Annotated in this window: 11 protein-coding genes and 2 pseudogenes; 7 read left to right on the forward strand and 6 right to left on the reverse strand. The window is 59.9% G+C overall.

Annotated elements, in window-relative coordinates; all coding sequences use genetic code 11:
- Positions 1–25: 25 nt before the first annotated feature.
- Complete coding sequence (locus tag BFP89_RS12760) at positions 26–2,221, reverse strand: hypothetical protein (protein ID WP_065885843.1); 2,196 nt, start codon at positions 2,219–2,221, stop codon at positions 26–28.
- Between the two features lie 230 nt (positions 2,222–2,451).
- Here BFP89_RS12760 and BFP89_RS12765 point away from each other — a divergent pair, with 230 nt between their 5' ends.
- Genes BFP89_RS12765 through BFP89_RS12780 form a run of 4 tightly spaced genes read left to right on the forward strand, consistent with a single transcriptional unit; the run spans position 2,452 to position 7,212 of the window.
- Positions 2,452–3,963, forward strand: coding sequence for an efflux transporter outer membrane subunit (locus tag BFP89_RS12765; protein WP_065885844.1), 1,512 nt, complete (start codon positions 2,452–2,454; stop codon positions 3,961–3,963).
- Between the two features lie 10 nt (positions 3,964–3,973).
- The gene (locus tag BFP89_RS12770) at positions 3,974–6,151 is read left to right on the forward strand and encodes an FUSC family protein (RefSeq protein ID WP_065885845.1); all 2,178 of its coding nucleotides are present in this window, start codon (positions 3,974–3,976) and stop codon (positions 6,149–6,151) included.
- Positions 6,141–6,341: a DUF1656 domain-containing protein gene (locus BFP89_RS12775; RefSeq protein ID WP_003171907.1), complete on the forward strand. Its 201-nt coding sequence runs from the start codon at positions 6,141–6,143 to the stop codon at positions 6,339–6,341. Before BFP89_RS12770 ends, BFP89_RS12775 begins: the two co-directional genes overlap by 11 nt.
- 10 nt (positions 6,342–6,351) lie before the next feature.
- Positions 6,352–7,212, forward strand: coding sequence for an efflux RND transporter periplasmic adaptor subunit (locus tag BFP89_RS12780; RefSeq protein ID WP_065885846.1), 861 nt, complete (start codon positions 6,352–6,354; stop codon positions 7,210–7,212).
- Positions 7,213–7,997: 785 nt separating this feature from the next.
- Here the strand turns inward: BFP89_RS12780 and BFP89_RS12785 are convergent.
- On the reverse strand, positions 7,998–8,399 hold the full coding sequence (locus BFP89_RS12785; RefSeq protein ID WP_065885847.1) for a DUF4440 domain-containing protein: 402 nt from the start codon (positions 8,397–8,399) through the stop codon (positions 7,998–8,000).
- Positions 8,400–8,507: 108 nt separating this feature from the next.
- Between BFP89_RS12785 and BFP89_RS29720 the strand changes: the two are divergent.
- A pseudogene (locus BFP89_RS29720) lies at positions 8,508–8,675 on the forward strand (LysR family transcriptional regulator); the annotation flags it as partial.
- A gap of 4 nt (positions 8,676–8,679) precedes the next feature.
- Positions 8,680–8,816, forward strand: a pseudogene (locus BFP89_RS29725) (LysR family transcriptional regulator); the annotation flags it as partial.
- Here BFP89_RS29725 and BFP89_RS12795 read toward each other — a convergent pair.
- The 4 genes from BFP89_RS12795 to BFP89_RS12810 form a co-directional block, all read right to left on the reverse strand.
- A complete protein-coding gene (locus BFP89_RS12795) occupies positions 8,813–9,442 on the reverse strand; it encodes a retron system putative HNH endonuclease (RefSeq protein ID WP_065885849.1) in 630 nt (209 codons plus the stop codon). The pseudogene BFP89_RS29725 and the gene BFP89_RS12795 overlap by 4 nt on opposite strands.
- The gene (locus BFP89_RS12800) at positions 9,435–10,781 is read right to left on the reverse strand and encodes an AAA family ATPase (protein ID WP_065885850.1); all 1,347 of its coding nucleotides are present in this window, start codon (positions 10,779–10,781) and stop codon (positions 9,435–9,437) included. Before BFP89_RS12800 ends, BFP89_RS12795 begins: the two co-directional genes overlap by 8 nt.
- 91 nt (positions 10,782–10,872) lie before the next feature.
- Positions 10,873–11,685, reverse strand: coding sequence for an SDR family oxidoreductase (locus BFP89_RS12805; RefSeq protein WP_065885851.1), 813 nt, complete (start codon positions 11,683–11,685; stop codon positions 10,873–10,875).
- 14 nt (positions 11,686–11,699) lie between these two features.
- Positions 11,700–12,164: a hypothetical protein gene (locus tag BFP89_RS12810; RefSeq protein WP_014716998.1), complete on the reverse strand. Its 465-nt coding sequence runs from the start codon at positions 12,162–12,164 to the stop codon at positions 11,700–11,702.
- Positions 12,165–12,441: 277 nt separating this feature from the next.
- On the opposite strand from BFP89_RS12810, the gene BFP89_RS12815 reads away from it, so the two are divergent.
- Positions 12,442–16,395, forward strand: a complete 3,954-nt coding sequence (locus BFP89_RS12815; RefSeq protein WP_065885852.1) for a Tc toxin subunit A — start codon at positions 12,442–12,444, stop codon at positions 16,393–16,395.
- Positions 16,396–16,416: the final 21 nt, after the last annotated feature.

Here is a 16,416-nt window from a genome sequence, read left to right on the forward strand (position 1 = left end):
GTGTGTATCCGCTCGGCCTGGCGCTTCAGGACAGCGTCCAGGCTTCACTGACTTTCGCCCCATAGTGCGGCAGGTAGGCCACTAGCACGGCATTGAACGCCGCCAGCGCCTGGCTGCGGTTTTCGGCAGTGGGGCTAGCAGCCGCGGTGCGCGCCTGCCGGGTGAGTGTGTCAACCGCCGAGGCGAGCGCCGGAGTGATGCGTTTGAGCGCGTCGAGTTCGCTGCTCAGCACCGTACCAGGGTGTTGCTCGCCGATCCTGTCGAGCAGTGCCTGAACGTCATCGGCGTGCTGCTGCCGGTAAGCGTCCCAGGCGTGTGATTGTTTGGAGGATTGCAGGCAGTGTCGGGCGATCGGCAACAGATGGTCCAGGGACTGGCTGCCCACGTGCTCGGTGCGCAAGGTCTGCCGGGTGCGCAACGACTGCACGTCAAGACCGCTGTGCTGCGTGACCGGGACGGGCAGCGTCAGGTCACGCGCCTTGCTCAGCGTATGACGGGTGAGCAGCACCACCGGCTCCCCGTGCTTGATTTTAACCAGCACCTGAGTGTGCGACGGCTTGGCGGGGTTGAGCAGCGATTCGCTGATCGAGCGGATCAGAGGGTCCCACTCGAAAGTCTGCTCGCCAATCGCCGACAACGCCTGGCGCAGGCTTTTTTTCAGCGCATCGGCAGGTTTGAGCGGGGCAATGTCGATCGTCAGGTAATCGCCGCTCAGATGCGGGTCATCCCGTTGGCGGTGGCTGATTTCAATCGTCACCCCTTTGCCGCTGTCTGCCTGTGACGACGCCGTGATGCCGGCCGAGCCGCTCAGCGTGCGGGAGGGGGCTGTGAGCGTGTACACCTTCAACGAATCGGGTCGAAGCAATACGCGATGTTGATCGATCAGGGCGCGTATGGCGTTGTCCTGCTCGGGATCGATACGCGAGTTGGCCTTGAGCCGCACATAGCGTTCCAGCAGCGCGCAGGCGTGCCGGTGGTCTGCGCTCAGGCAGCGGTTGAATTCGGATGCCGGCAGGCGCGCACTGGCCCGCAGGGTGAACCGCCGGCTGCTGTCGGCCACGTGGGTGTTCATCGCAGTGAGCAGCGTCACTGCGTCGTCATCCTGGCGGTTGGAGCCGGCCATGTGTTGCAGCGCCAGGGTCGGCGCCATGTCGTGCAGGCCGAGGATATCCAGCACTTTGCTCAGGCGGGTGCGTTGCAGGGTCAGCGTCAGGGTGGAATTGACGTTCAATACGCTGAAAAAGTCCATCGCCACCTTGCTGTGTACCGTCAGTGCGATGCCTTTTTCGCGGATGATCGGCGCCGAGGGCGGGTGCAGGACGGGTAATTCCACTGCGGCCAGGCCTGCACGCGCCAGTGCCTGGCGAACGTAGGGCTGGCTCAGCGCCGAATAGGCCCGGTGTCGATGCAGGTGGCGATGGTCGCTCACCAGCTCGCGCATTTGCCCGAGCGTACGCCCGATGCTTTCGCTCAGCGACGTGCGTAGCGAGCCGCTGCGGCTGTCGGCGTAATGCTCCAGGCCGGCGTACGTGCGGGACATCACATGTCCCAGGCTGAGTTGCTGCTCAGACCGGCCCTCACTCAGTTCCGTCAGCGTGGACTTGAGTTTGCCTTGCAGGGCGATCACACGGGTGCTGTGCACCCGCTGGTCCGGGCCGGTGTGCAGGTGCGAGTCGATGGCCAGGTGCGGGCCTGCACTGAGCTGGCGCGTTGACTCCAATGGGTAGTCGATGCCGATATGACGATGGTTGCTGCGTTCTCCACCCTTGCGCACGTAGGCCAGCGACGTCAGTAACCGTTGCGTCAGGCGTTGATGCCGGCCGTCGCTGATCGCTGCGCGAAACTGCCACTTCAGGGCGCGGCACAGTGTGTAGTCCGCCTCGATATCCGGGTGTCGGCGGGTGCGATGTTGCTTGAGCAGATGTTCGGCCTTTTTGAAGAAGGTGTAGAAACCCGGTAGCTCGTCGGTCGACAGTTCCAGCCGCTGTTGGCTGTTGCACAGTCGCTGGTGAAGCGCCTCAATGGCGAGCCGGTGGCGTTGATCGCCGCCAAGCGGTTCCAGCTGTTGCACGATGTGGTCGGCGATCCAGCGCACGTCTCTTTGCAGCGGCAGCGTGCCGGGGCTCGAAGGCCCCGGCTGCATATGCAGCTGCCTTTGCAGCACTGCGGCGGTGTCATACAGGGGCGGCTGAGTCGACACTGGGCTGTGGACGCGAAGCATCGGATGTTCCTGAGGCCGGACGGGCTCAGGATTGTGAAGGCTGGTAATGCCGGGCGATGTAGGAGGAGTTCTTGGGTCTCTGGAAAACCGTCTGAACCGTGCAGGCCCCGCCTGGATTATCGTCGGAACGGTAATAAAGATTCACAGGAATGCCCGCTTATCGTTCCCGGTCGTGCCCCCTAGAATTGCGCCACTTTCCCCGCGTCAACCACCTCAGGAATTCGCAAGCCGTGCCGCGTCGCATCAGCAGAGAGCTGAAGACTCTCAGTGTTTGGGCCTTATCGTTAGCAATAAGCGGCTGCATCGGAACCTCTGGCATCGGCCCCCGGGGCCAGGCCTTGGACGCCAATGATCTGGCCACCGACGAAGCGATCCAGAGCGCCGCCAGCGACGCCCATTGGCCCACCGCGCAATGGTGGCGAGCCTACGGCGATGCACAGCTCAACCGTTGGGTTGAACTCGCCACGCAAGACAGCCCCAGTCTGGCCATGGCCGCCGCACGGGTGCGTGAGGCGCGGGCGCTGGCCGGAGTGGCCGAGTCGGCAGAGTCGCTGCAGATCAACAGCGACACCACCCTCAGGCGCCACAACTGGCCGAAGGATCAGTTCTATGGCCCGGGCGAGTTGAGCGGTGCGAACACCTGGGACAACAACGCGTCCCTGGGGTTGAGCTACGCCCTTGACCTGTGGGGGCGCGAGCGCAATGCCAGCGAGCGTGCCGTCGACCTCGCCCACATGCGCGTCGCCCAGGCGCGCCAGGCCCAGCTCGAGCTGCAGAACAACGTGGTGCGCGCCTATATCCAGTTGTCCTTGCACTACGCCGAACGCGATATCGTCGTCGCCACCCTGGCCCAGCAGGAGCAGATCCTGGACCTGGCCAACAAGCGCCTGAGCGCCGGGATCGGCACGCACCTGGACGTCAGCCAGGCCCAAACCCCGCTGCCTGAGACCCACCGGCAGTTGGACGCGCTGGATGAGCAAATCGCCCTGAGCCGCAACCAGCTGGCGGCGTTGGCCGGTAAAGGGCCGGGGGAGGGCGCGCAGTTGCGACGCCCGAGCCTGTCGCTTGCCGCTGTGTTGAGGTTGCCCTCGACCTTGCCCGCGCAGTTGCTCGGCCAGCGCCCGGATATCGTCGCCAGTCGCTGGCAGGTGGCGGCTCAGGCGCGGGGTATCGATGTCGCCCACGCGGGTTTCTATCCCAACGTCGACCTGGTCGGCAGCCTCGGTTACATGGCCACCGGTGGCGGCATGCTGGCGTTTCTCGCGGGCAAGAAATTCAACTACAACGTCGGCCCGGCAATCACCCTGCCGATCTTCGACGGTGGGCGTCTGCGTGCGGAGCTGGGTCAAGCCAGCGCCGCTTATGACAGCGCCGTGGCGCACTACAACCAGACCCTGGTCAATGCGCTCAAGGGCATCAGCGACCAGTTGATCCGCCGCGAGTCCATGGACAAGCAGGCGTCGTTTGCCGCGCAATCGGTGGCGTCGGCGCAGAAAACCTACGACATCGCCACCATCGCCTACCAACGTGGCCTGACTGACTACCTCACTGTGCTGAACGCCCAGACCCTGCTGTTTCGCCAGCAGCAGCTGGAGCAACAGGTACAGGCGGCGCGCCTGAGCGCCCACGCCGAACTGGTGACCGCCCTGGGCGGTGGCCTGGGTGCCGGCGACGATGTGCCGCGTAACGACAAAACCCTCCCCGGCACGACTCCGGCGGCGCTGGCCGTGTTCGATCACTGAGTAGATGGCGATGACTCCCTTGCCTGCACCACTGCGCTGGCTGCACTCCCTTGAGTGGCGCCGTGGTTTTTTCGACTGGGCACGCAGCGATGGCGTGACCTGGGTGTATATCTTCAAGGTGCTGCTCGCCGCATTCCTCACCCTGTGGCTGGCGATGCGCCTGGAACTGCCGCAGCCGCGCACCGCAATGATCACGGTGTTTATCGTGATGCAACCGCAGAGCGGCCAGGTGTTTGCCAAGAGCTTTTACCGCTTCCTCGGCACGCTGGCGGGGTCTGCGGTGATGGTGCTGCTGATCGCATTGTTTGCGCAGAACACCGAACTGTTCCTCGGCGCCCTGGCCATCTGGGTGGGCATCTGCACCGCCGGCGCCACGCGTAATCGCAATTTTCGCGCCTACGGGTTTGTGCTCGCCGGCTACACGGCGGCGATGGTCGGTTTGCCGGCCCTGGCCCACCCGGAGGGCGCCTTTATGGCGGCGGTGTGGCGGGTGTTGGAAATCTCCCTGGGGATTCTCTGCTCGACGCTGGTCAGCGCCGCGATCCTGCCGCAAACCTCTAGCGCCGCGATGCGCAATGCGCTCTATCAACGTTTCGGGGTGTTCGCGCTGTTCGTCACCGACGGCCTGCGCGGGCGCAGCCGGCGTGAAGCCTTTGAAAGCGCCAACGTGCGCTTTATCGCCGAAGCGGTTGGCCTGGAGAGCCTGCGCAGCGTCACCGTGTTCGAAGACCCGCATATGCGCCGGCGCAACGGTCGGCTCAGTCGCCTCAACAGCGAGTTCATGGGCATCACCACACGCTTCAACGCCTTGCATCAGTTGCTGGCGCGACTGCGCGCCGACGCCGCCGATCATGTGGCGGCGGCGATCAAGCCCGGCCTGCAGGACCTGGCCGAAGTGCTCGACGGTTTTTCCGCGCGCGCCCTGACCAGCCCCGACGCGGCGCGCCTGGTCAACGTGCTCAGCGCCTACCGGGACAGCCTGCCCGCCAAGGTGCGCAACCTGCGCGCGACCTTCCAGGAAGGCAACCCCACCGAAGCCGAGCAACTGGACTTTCATACCGCCTACGAGCTGCTGTACCGCTTTGTCGACGACCTGCACAACTATGCGCAAACCCACGCGTCCCTGGCCGATCACCGTCACGCACGGGAAGACTGGAACGAGGTCTATACGCCGAAAACCAACTGGCTGGCCTGCGCTGCCGCCGGTCTACGCGCCTCGTTCATCCTGATCGTGCTCGGCAGCTACTGGGTGGCCACTGCCTGGCCCAGTGGGGCAACCATGACCCTGATCGCAGCCGCCACGGTCGGGCTGTCCGCCGCCACGCCCAACCCCAAGCGCATGGCCTTCCAGATGGCCTGCGGCACCTTGATCGGTGCGCTGGTGGGCTTTGTCGAAATGTTCTTCGTGTTTCCCTTGATCGATGGCTTCCCGCTGCTGTGCGTGATGCTCGCGCCGGTGATCATCTTCGGCGCCTTCCTTGCCTCCCGCCCGCAGTACGCCGGGGTCGGCGTGGGCTTGCTGATCTTCTTCAGCACCGGCTCGGTGCCGGATAACCTGACGGTCTATAACCCCTACCTCTTTATCAACGACTACATCGCCATGGTCATCGGCATGCTGGTGTGCGCGGCAGCCGGAGCGATCATCCTGCCGCCCAACAGCCGCTGGCTGTGGCAGCGCCTGGAGCAGGACCTGCGCGAGCAAGTGGTGTACGCGATCAGCGGCAAGCTCAAGGGCCTGGCGTCGAGCTTTGAAAGCCGCACCCGTGACCTGCTGCACCAGGCCTATGGCCTCGCCGCCGGCCAGCCGCAGGTGCAGCGCGACCTGCTGCGCTGGATGTTCGTGGTGCTGGAGGTCGGTCACGCGATCATCGAGTTGCGCAAGGAACAGGCGATCCTGCCGGTGCATCCGGCGTACGCGCAATCCCAGCCGTGGCGCCAGGCCATCCGCGTCATGGGGCGCTCGCTGGTGCGGCTGTTCCTGCAACCCAGCGCCAGCAACCTGGAGCGCGGCTTGATCGCCGTCGACCATGCGCTCAGCCGCGTGCAGGCCACCGACGAACCGTTCGCCCCGCACTTCGACACCTCGGCCCTGCGCCGGGTGAAAAGCTACCTGCACTTTATCCGCACCTCATTGATGGACCCGCAATCGCCGTTGGCGGCGCTAAAAGGATCTGCAAATGCCCCGTGAAATCGCCTTCCACGGTCTTTACATGCCGACCATGACCCTGATGTTCCTGATCGCGGCCGTCCTGGCCTGGGCCCTGGACCGCTTCCTGGCCGGGTTCGACCTGTACCGGTTTTTCTGGCACCCGGCGTTGCTGCGCCTGAGCCTGTTCGTTTGCCTGTTCGGCGCCCTGGCGCTGAGCGTCTACCGTTGAGAATGTCCCGATGAAAAAGTTTTTCAGCCTGCTCGCGACCCTGCTCGTACTGGCGTTGGCGATCTGGATTGGCCGCACGTTGTGGGTGCATTACATGCAGACGCCCTGGACCCGCGACGGCCGTGTGCGTGCTGACATTATCAACGTCGCGGCCGATGTGACGGGCGAGGTGGTGGACGTGCCGGTACGCGATAACCAGTGGGTGAAAAAAGGCGACCTGCTGATGCAGATCGACCCCGAGCACTACCGCATCGCGGTCAAGCAGGCGCAGTCGCTGGTGGCTTCACGCAAAGCCACCTGGGAGATGCGCAAGCTCAACGCCCACCGCCGCGCCGACCTCGACGCCCTGGTGATCTCCCGGGAAAATCGCGACGACGCCAGCAACATCGCCGATGCGGCCCTGGCCGATTACCAGCATGCGCTGGCGCAACTGGAAGCCGCTGAACTGAACTTGAAACGCACCCACGTCGTGGCGGCTGTCGACGGTTATGTCACCAACCTCAATGTGCATCGCGGCGACTATGCGCGCATCGGCGAAGCGAAAATGGCCGTGGTGGATATGAACTCGTTCTGGGTCTATGGCTTCTTTGAAGAAACCAAACTGCCCTACGTGAAGGTCGGCGACAAAGCCGATATGCAATTGATGAGCGGCGAAACGCTCAAGGGCCACGTGGAAAGCATCTCCCGTGGCATCTACGACCGCGACAACCCCGAGAGCCGCGAGCTGATTGCCGATGTGAACCCGACGTTCAACTGGGTGCGTTTGGCTCAGCGTGTGCCGGTGCGGATTCACATTGATGAAGTGCCCGAAGGCGTGTTGTTGGCGGCAGGCATTACCTGCACAGTCATCGTAAGCCCAACACAAAACTAAAAAATGTGGGAGGGGCGTGAGTATCTACACAACTTTTAGGTACTACGCGGGCCCCTGTGGGAGGGGGCTTGCCCCCGATGGCGGCCTCTGGGCTGGCCGGGATGTTGGATCAGATCGAGTACATATCCGTTTCTGCGGTAACGGCTGCTAATGGTTCCGCTTTTACAGCGGCTCACTTTTGAAAAGCGCAAAAGTAAGCAAAACGCTCTTGCCCCACCACTCGGCACCTCGCCTGGGCTCGGTGTGCCCGATCGAAGGCTTGAATCCGTGGGCCGCCGCAATGGGCCATTCATGGCCCAGTGCGGCTAACCCGGAGTCCTGCCGGGTTGCCCACGGATTCAAGCCTGCGTTCGGCCAGCGTGGTTTAACGGGGCGCCTAGGATCAAAAGCAAAAGCGCGGCGGCCTTAGAGCCGACCGGTATTTTGTGTCGACCCCGGTCCAAATGTGGGAGGGGGCTTGCCCCCGATGGCGGCCTCGGGGCTGGCCGGGATGTTGGATTGGACTGCGTACATATCCGTTTCTGCGGTAACGGCCACTTAGGGTTCCGTTCAACGGCGGGTCACTTTGGAAAAGCCCCAAAGTAACCAAAGGGCTCTTGCCCCACCACTCGGCACCTCGCCTGCGTTCGGCCAGCGTGGTTTAACGGGGCGCCTGAGATCAAAAGCAGATCAAGAGCAAGATCAAGAGCGGCTCGCTTCGCATCGTGGTTACGGTTGGGCGCTGCTGAGTTGTGTAGGTACCTATGGCCATCGGGGGCAAGCCCCCTCGCACATTTAGACTCGTGTTATGCCTTGATGAAGGTTTCATGCAAGTGTCGCCACAACAGCGCGCCACTTGCCTGCTTCTCGAACACCACGGTCGCGCGACGATCCGTCCGGGTGCCGCTGTGGTCCACCTGATGCTCCCGATACGTCACCGTCGCACCGCGTGCATGCCGGTCAATCCCGGCCATTTCACTCAAGGTGATTTTCAGCCCAGGACGCATGCCGCCCAGGCGAGTAAACAGCGCGTTGACCCCGGCTGCATTGACGCGTGTGCCGGTGGCAGGCGCAACCATGCTGAATTCAGGCGAGAAGCGCGCCAGCAAATTCTGCAAGGTGCCCTCGGGCGCGACGCCGGCGAACCATTGCTCGATTTCGACGTGGGTCTGGATTACTTCTTCAAAAAAATCGCTGTAGTCGATCATCGGTCAGGCTCGCTGGAGGGGGTGAAGCAGTACGTGTACGCGGGACGCATCCAGGCGCAGCACTGCGAAACAGGCAACAGGGTCAGGGCTGCGGCCATCGTGAAGGTTATGGCGAAAGAATCCAAGGCCGACAGGACTGCACTGAGCAGTGCGGCCGATTTGCTAGGGCAAACACGCGCCGTGTTCAGCTCCAACCTCAAGCGCCTGGAAGCGGAGCTGGGGATTACCTTGCTCACGCGCAATATCCGTCAGTTGCCACTGGCCGACGCGGGCGAACACGGAGGATTTAGAAGCAGGGCAACTGATACGCGTGTTGCCGGGCCATCGCTTCGCGCCTCAAGCATGTATGCGATGTATCCGGATACGCGGCATTTGCCGCTGAAGGTGCGGGCATTTATTGATTTTATGAAGGGCTAGTTGGTTAGTTGACGAATGACATTCACGAGGACGGGGGAGAAAGGCTTCAGCTGGTTCTGCGCATCTGGCAGTTTTAAGTCCTCCAATAAGGTCTTCAGGAGTTCGATGTCTTCGGCTGCAAGATCGTTGCCTTCCATTCCGTAGTCGAAGAGCAGCGTATCAAGAATGGATTTTCTGGCGCTGTACAGTGTGCGATTATTTTCACGGCAGTCGCCCAGGTTCAGCACTTGGATGGACGTGACCGCTCTGGGGCTCAAACCTTCCACACGCCCTGAGAGATAAAATTTCAATTCGGTTTCGCATTCATCCATTAAGGATGTTAATGGCAATGTCTGATGTGCATGGGCCTTGCCACACTGTTTGCTGCGGTTGCAGCTGGCGACGATATTTGAATAATCGAGCGTCCGATGGGGACTGGTCTCTCTGGCCGCAACATGCTCGTTATGGGCAGTCTCGTGTGTGATTGCATGGCAGCAATATGCGCACAAACCATGCTGCTCTTCGATACACGCCTGGCGAATAACGTTTCTTTCTGCATGGGTTAAATCGGAGTATCGTCCCTTCGGATTATCGCGAATCCATTTTTTCAACTCTGTCGGTTCATTTCCTTTGGTGATCTTACGCACTGCGCAACTCCAACTTGCGAATCAGAAGAGCGGCTTTGGCCAGTTCGATATGGCCAGGGGGCAGGTCAGTGGACAGCTCTTCGAACAGTGCCTTGGCTTCTTTCAGCTTTTTGTCTTGCAGTGATTCTAGCAAGCGATCCAGTCGAGACTGAACTTCACTGTTGCGTATATCTGTGTCCATAACGCTGAGCAGTACCTGATTGGCATCAAGGCCATAGAGGCCGTTGCGTTCTTCCAATTCGCCATCATCGAGGACGTAGCAAAGGACGTCTTTGGTATCGCTAATCACCAATGGGGAATGGGTGGTCAGGATGAATTGGCAGTTGGGGAAGGTTGTCGTAAGCTGTTGGATCAATTGACGCTGCCACTTTGGATGGAGATGGAGATCTACTTCATCGATCAATACAACACCCTGACCTTCCAAAGGATTTGTCAGTGCAGGATTCATTATGGCGAGGCGACGAGCGATATCACCCACCAACGCCATCAAGGATTTTTCACCCTGCGAAAGCTGTGCGACATTAAGCGTTTCGCCGTTTTTATCGATAGCCATGTGCGGACTGGGCATTCTCTGAACGCGCAAATTATCAAAGCCAGGCATGAAGAAGCTGATAGCGGAACGTACGGCCGATAGCTGTCGATCTCTTGAGGCGTTCTGTACACGATTAAGCTCGGTGACAAATTTCTCGTCTGATTCGAACGTATTCTTTAGATGAGTCAAAATTTCAAAAGGTATGCCGGTTTCGTTTTCGCTATCCTCTCTGTCCCGAAACCATTCAAAAAAACGGGCAAAATTTACGCTTCCGCTCAGTGAGTTTTCATACCCATCAAGTTGATCGATATTTTTGTTTGTTTTTTTGACATTAAGCGGAATTTGAAGAACAGATCGCTCTACAGGATAAAAAGCCACGAGAGGCAGAGAGATGTTTTCATCCACTAGGGCCCAGTGGTATCGGTAGTTGCCAGCCAACTCAGTTGCATTTGCGAGCTCGCTCACTATAGAGGTCGCACGCCCCTGCCGTGAATGAGAGAGCGTCCAATAATAGTCAGAGTTTTTTGAGTGATTGACGTCGTTGAGTTGGATATAGATCGCTGCGGTATGAGCTGAGTTCTTGATTACCTCATTAGCAATCGATGCTCCTTTCCCTTTCTCCGTCTTGACTCTGGCAACGAACCAGCTAAGTGCCGTCCCCAATGACTTCAAAATCGTCGTCTTCCCCGCCCCGTTATTCCCCACAAACACCGTCACCTTCGATGCATGTTTTTCGGTCGGCGCAAAGGCGATTTCCAAGTCGGTAAAACGACCGACGTTTTTCAGTCGAATTTCTCTGATTTGCATCGCGTTACCCTTGTGGAGCTAGTCAGTTTCAAGAGACAGGCGGCGATTATGGCACTCATCCGAGGTTTTGGCAGGTAGGCTTCACGCCTGCTTACAACACACCCCCCAACCCAAAGCGTTTCTTCAGTACGGCTTCCAACAACCCCTTGGGCACCAGCGCGGCCATCAACGGCAACGCGCGGCTGCCATTGCCCGAACGCAACAGGCGCGGTGGTCGTGCTTGCTGCACGGCCTTGAGCACATCCGCCGCAAATTCACTGGCTGGGGTTGGCTTGTCCTGGGACGCCTGACTGCGCGCACGAATACCTTCGCGCAACGGCCACCAGGGTGATTGTTCGTTGATCAGCAATTCGGCCTGGGCGCCGGCGTTTTTTGCAAAGCTTGTATTGATTGCGCCGGGCTGTACTTCCATGACCCGTACACCGAACGGCGCCAGCTCCATGCGCAACGCATCGCTCAAGGCATGCACGGCGGCTTTGGAGGCGCAGTAGGCTCCGGCGAAGGGCGTCACCAACACGCCGGAAACGCTGCCGATATTCACCACCAAACCTTTGCTGCGACGCAGGGCAGGGAACAGCGCCTGGGTGACGCCAACGATGGAGAACACATTGGTTTCGAACTGACGTTGCATGGCGTCGGTGCCGCCATCGAGCAGCGGGCCCATGGCACCGTAACCGGCGTTGTTGACCAGCACGTCCAGCTCGCCCAATTGTGCAGCCAGTTGCTGCAAGGCGGCGCTGTCGTTGACGTCCAGTTGCACGGCGTTGAAGCCGGAGGCGGCGAGGGCGGCGACGTCGTCCGGGCGGCGGGCGCTGGCCCATACGTTAAAGCCTGCAGTTTTGAAGCTGTCGGCCAAAGCGCGGCCGATGCCGCTGGAGCAACCGGTGATCAGTACGTTGGGCATGCATCATTCCTTTGTCAGTCCGAGAAACTGCCTTGCAGGTGCTCGGCGCGAAATTCCAGGGTTTGCGGGCGATAGCCGGGGCGTAGGGGCGGAGTGGGCAGGCAATCGTCCCAGGTGGCACCGGCCTGCAATTCGCCGGGGCCGCGATAGCGTGGGGCGGCGTAGACGTTGTCGGCCAGATTCACGGTATCGCCGGGTGCATAGGCGGCGACGCGCCAACGCAGTTCGGTCAAGGGCACGTCGTTGCCGTTGTTCAGGGTCAGTTTCAAAGGACGGTCGGCCGGGCATTCCTGCGGGGCATAGGTGATGCGCAGCTCAAGCCGGGCCAGTTGCGCGGCTTCGCGGTTGTCCAGCCAGACTACCCAAACGGCAACGAAGCCCAGGCCGACGGCCGCCGCCAGCGACACCGGCAACGCTTTGGCCGGGTAGCGCAGCAGCAGGATCAGCCAGGTAATGATCAGGAGAACGCCGAAGAACATGGAGACCACCTCGCATAGGGAGCGAGCATCCTAACTTAAGCGTAGGTTGGATTGGTTACCTGGAGCATTGCGTTGTCCGGCCGGACGCATTCGCAGGCAAGCCCGCGATGGCTTACTTACTGAGCAGAAGCATCTGCCTGCGCACCATCAATCGACGCCTCAACCAACGCCAAGCCGTTCGTCGCTACTGTCAGAACTCACAGGTTCTTTTTTTTCGTGTGGCGCTCAGTTTGTTGGACATATCGGTGTGTATCTCTATCTGAAGGAATACGCGGGCATGGACAACGAATCGAGAAGTGACCGTCTGCTACGCACGCTTGTAGTAGATGAGCCAGAACTGCAGGTAGAGGATCTGGAAAAAGTCAGCTTCATCAACGCGATGCAGCAGTTGGGTATGGAGTCGGTGTTCGACATCATTGCCCAACCCAAGCCTCACTTCGTGCAACGTCTGGGTGAGATCTGCGAGGCGGATGGCGAGGTGGCTTATGACAATGCCATGTGCTACGCGGTGCAGATTGGTCGGCTGTACCGTGAACACCGAGTGTCTAGCGGGAGAGCCCAGGATCCGGGTATGCGGACCGGTGTGCGTGCGTTGGTCGATGTCGGGCCCAGTTTCCCTAACCTGTTCAAGGAAAACTGGGATGAGTTCTGCAAAGTGGGCGATATAGCGGCGGTCGACTCGCCGGTGTCTTACCTCTGCGCTCAATATCGTTTCGCCACGCGCACCTTGGAGGGCTCCGGCCAGGGCACTCGGCCCAAGATCCTGTTGGAGACTCGGCGGCGCGATTTGCAGGAGCTGATCATTGACCAGCACAGCACCTTTACCCCAAGGCCGATGCTGGAACTGGTCAATGAGATCCTCATGGCCGATATCACCCGCTACCGCAGTGGGATGCCGGATAAGAACAAACCCATCTACGAGGTACTGGCCGAGCGGCGCTATCCGTTCATGTTCCCGTATTACTACCCTCACCACCAATGCCGATTGGGCCTGGCCGAAAAGAAGCTTGAGCTGGGGGAGTTGAGCTATCGAATCAGCTTGCAGTTGCCCATCAGCCAAAGGGGCTTGAACGATTATGGCGTGGTGCAGAATGCCGCAGCGCAAGCGCAACTGTTGATGTCGGGTCTGAGTCCTCAGCAGCAGCAGTTGTTGATCGAACCGTCGTTGTTTACGACGTTTTATCTCTCTAAGGCTGAGCTGACGGGGGTCTGGAGGGGGCCGGGGACTTCCCATCTGAGTCCGCACTCGGCCATCAGGGTTGGTTTACTGATCCCCCCGCAGCCAAGCTTGAAGAGTGTTGATCCTCAGGCGCAAACCTTCGTCAGCAATGTGCAATTGACTGCTGCCGCAGCTATTGAATTCTCGGGGCCTGAAGGTGCTAAACGCGAGGGGCTTTTCTGGATTAATTCATCGTGGCCAGGGTATACGAGCACGTTTGGATTATGGACACCTAATTATCTTCACCCTGCGAACACCACAACGATCTGCACGGCTATACGCTGGGGGGGAGAAGGGCCGTTTCCAATCGAACCAGGCTATCGAGCCTCATTTACCGTCACCAGCACCAGTGGTACTACCACTCAGCCAGTTTCACTGGCGGTACTCAGTTTCACCATTGTCCTGGATGAGTACGTGACGTGGACCGCCGAGCAGCAGGCTTTTTTTCAGCACAATTACGGTCTTCAAGGTCTTAGTGACATTGACAGCCCACTGGTGCAGCTCGAGACCTTCATGCAGCGCACGGAACTGGATGCCGAGCAGGTCGAGGCGCTTATATCTCAGCGTCAGTATTTCCCCCGTGTATCCCCCAACTGCCCTAGCGGCAATCCACAGTGGACGGGGAGCGCAATCGACAAGGCATACCCGCACGCCTCTCACTATGGCGCGTGTTACGTCAACGGCCATGGCAGTGAGCGTTATGACAGCGGTGTGCCTGTAACCATTGGCTCTACTCGTGCGGACCAATTCGACAACTCCATGGACCTCAGGGAAACCACGACCGCTAACCGCACGGTCTGGTACTTGACTAAAACCTCCCCTCAGCGGTTCGACCGCCTGCAACGGATGATTCGGCTGCAGCGCTGGCTGCAAAAGGACCTGGGTATGAACCTGTCCTTTGCCGAACTGGACACACTGCTCATCTGCGCCATCCGCAGTGAGGGTGAACACAACCTGACCATGGACCTGAACACCAATACCCTGCGGGTCCTGGGTGTTTATCGCTATTTCAGCCGACGTTATGGCATCCAGCCCGAAGAATTTGCAGCGTTCCTCCACGATCTCACGCCTTACGCCACGGGTGACAGGGTGCCGCTGTTTGACCAAGTCTTTAATCCTTCTGCGCTGTTCGATACGCCATTGGTGCTTAATCGAGCCCCCTTCAATGTCCGTGGGACAGACGCTGCGAACAAAAAAATCGTGGCACAACTCTGTGTCGCGCTCGGCCTTGAGCCTACAGAGTCATCGCTTTTTCGCTTGGCCGGCCAAACGAAGGATTTTGTCGGGCCGTTACTCCGTGACCTTGGCACCCTGTCATCTCTCTACCGTCAGGCGCGTATTGCGAAAATGTTTGGTCTGTCTGCGGAGGAAAGCTGGGGCTTGGTGGATATGCTGGGAGGGGTGGAGTACCAGCGATTGCTCTGTACCGGGCGCCTGCTGCAACCCTCCTTGTCGTCCTTCAGTACATGGTCATTGGCTGCGCGCGGAGACAATGATCTGAGCATCAGGCTGGTGCTGGTGGTCGATGCTGCGCAAGAAGGAAACTTATTGCGGTTGCTGCCAGGTTCCGCCTTGTTTGTGCTGGCGGGGACCGATTTTGCAGCAGCAACTGGCACGCGGGTGTTTACTCTGGAGCGGCAGCCGCAGTATTCAGACGAAGTAAGCTTCGTGCGTAATCTTGATGGCAGCACGCTCACGCTTGAACCGTTGAGCGCGGGTGGGACGTTGTCGCTCAGCGGCAAAACCCTTTCAAGGTCCGCATGGGAAGTGATAACCGACCAATCGTCTTCCATTCACGACCTGCAAGTGAAGTGCGGCGCGCTGCCCAAAAAACTTCTGCCGACGGTAGAGGTTTGGGAAGAGAATGCCCTGGAGCCCGCGCCTGACGTGCTCGATGTGTTGATGCAGATGGATTGGGCTGTAAATTGGCTCAAGGACAGCAAGCAAAGCGTTACCGCGGTACGGCGCGCGTTGGGCCTGGAGCCCGGGGATTACCTGCCGCCCCAGGGTATGGTGGACCGCTTGGGTCTATTGGCTGCCGCGACGCGAGAGGTATTGATTACCGACGAGCAGATCTCGGCGCTGAATCTGCCTGTCTATGAACGCCCCAGCTCCGCCGGCGCAAGAGAACCCATCAAATGGCGTGAAGTGCTGCAGTATTTGCTGGACCCGCAGGGGCTGGTGAACGCTGTTCCGCTCACAGGTCTCGAAGACCCCCATCACTACTTGCAAGGCGCTATTGAATACCGGGTGGGGCAACTGAACCTCTTCCCTCATGAGCGCGAGAAGAGCGTAGCGGTACTTACTGACCTGCTACTGGCCGGCCATGACCGCCAACTGCGGCTGATCGAAGGTTTGGTACAAGAAATGATCAACCTGCCGATGGACCGCACCCAGGTTGTATTACGTTGGGCGCAGACCTCGGTTCACACCCTGTTGTCCGCGGTGTTGGGGTTGGCTACCGCAAGCGCTACCGACTCGTTGCTCAGTCAATTCGAGCGAGTCCTGCGCCATGGCAAAGTGGTGATGGACCTGCGGTTGAGCACCAGTGCCTTGCGTGTATTTTTGCTTAACCCCCAATGGCTGGGAGTCCCCGGTAAAAATCTGGAGTTGAACCTCAAGAGTTTCTACCTGCTGAGCCGCTACAGCCAGTGGTTTCATGGCCAAAGCCAGGCGGAAGAGGCGTTGCTGGGTTACTTCATTGCGGCCAACCCTGGGAAAACAGCGCTCAAAAACAAAACGTTGCGCGCAGCGGTCAGCGACCAGGCCGCTTCCGTATTGGCCCGGTTGGTGGGGTGGCAGCACGACGAAGTGCATCACCTTTTCCAACAGCTGGCGCAAAAACGCGCCTGCTCCATGGCCGACATCGACTGGATACTGCGCAGCCAGGCCACCTGTGCCGCCAGTGGCCTGGCTGCGGCGGACTTGCTCAGGGCCACCGCCCTGCACGGCGACAGTACAGGTACGGCCTGGCAAACGGTAGGCGATGCGGTCATGGCTGCCCGGCGCTGAGCGCCTGCACACTTTCACGAT

It is taken from the genome of Pseudomonas sp. 31 R 17, from assembly GCF_900004915.1.
Classification (GTDB): Bacteria; Pseudomonadota; Gammaproteobacteria; order Pseudomonadales; family Pseudomonadaceae; genus Aquipseudomonas; species Aquipseudomonas orientalis_A.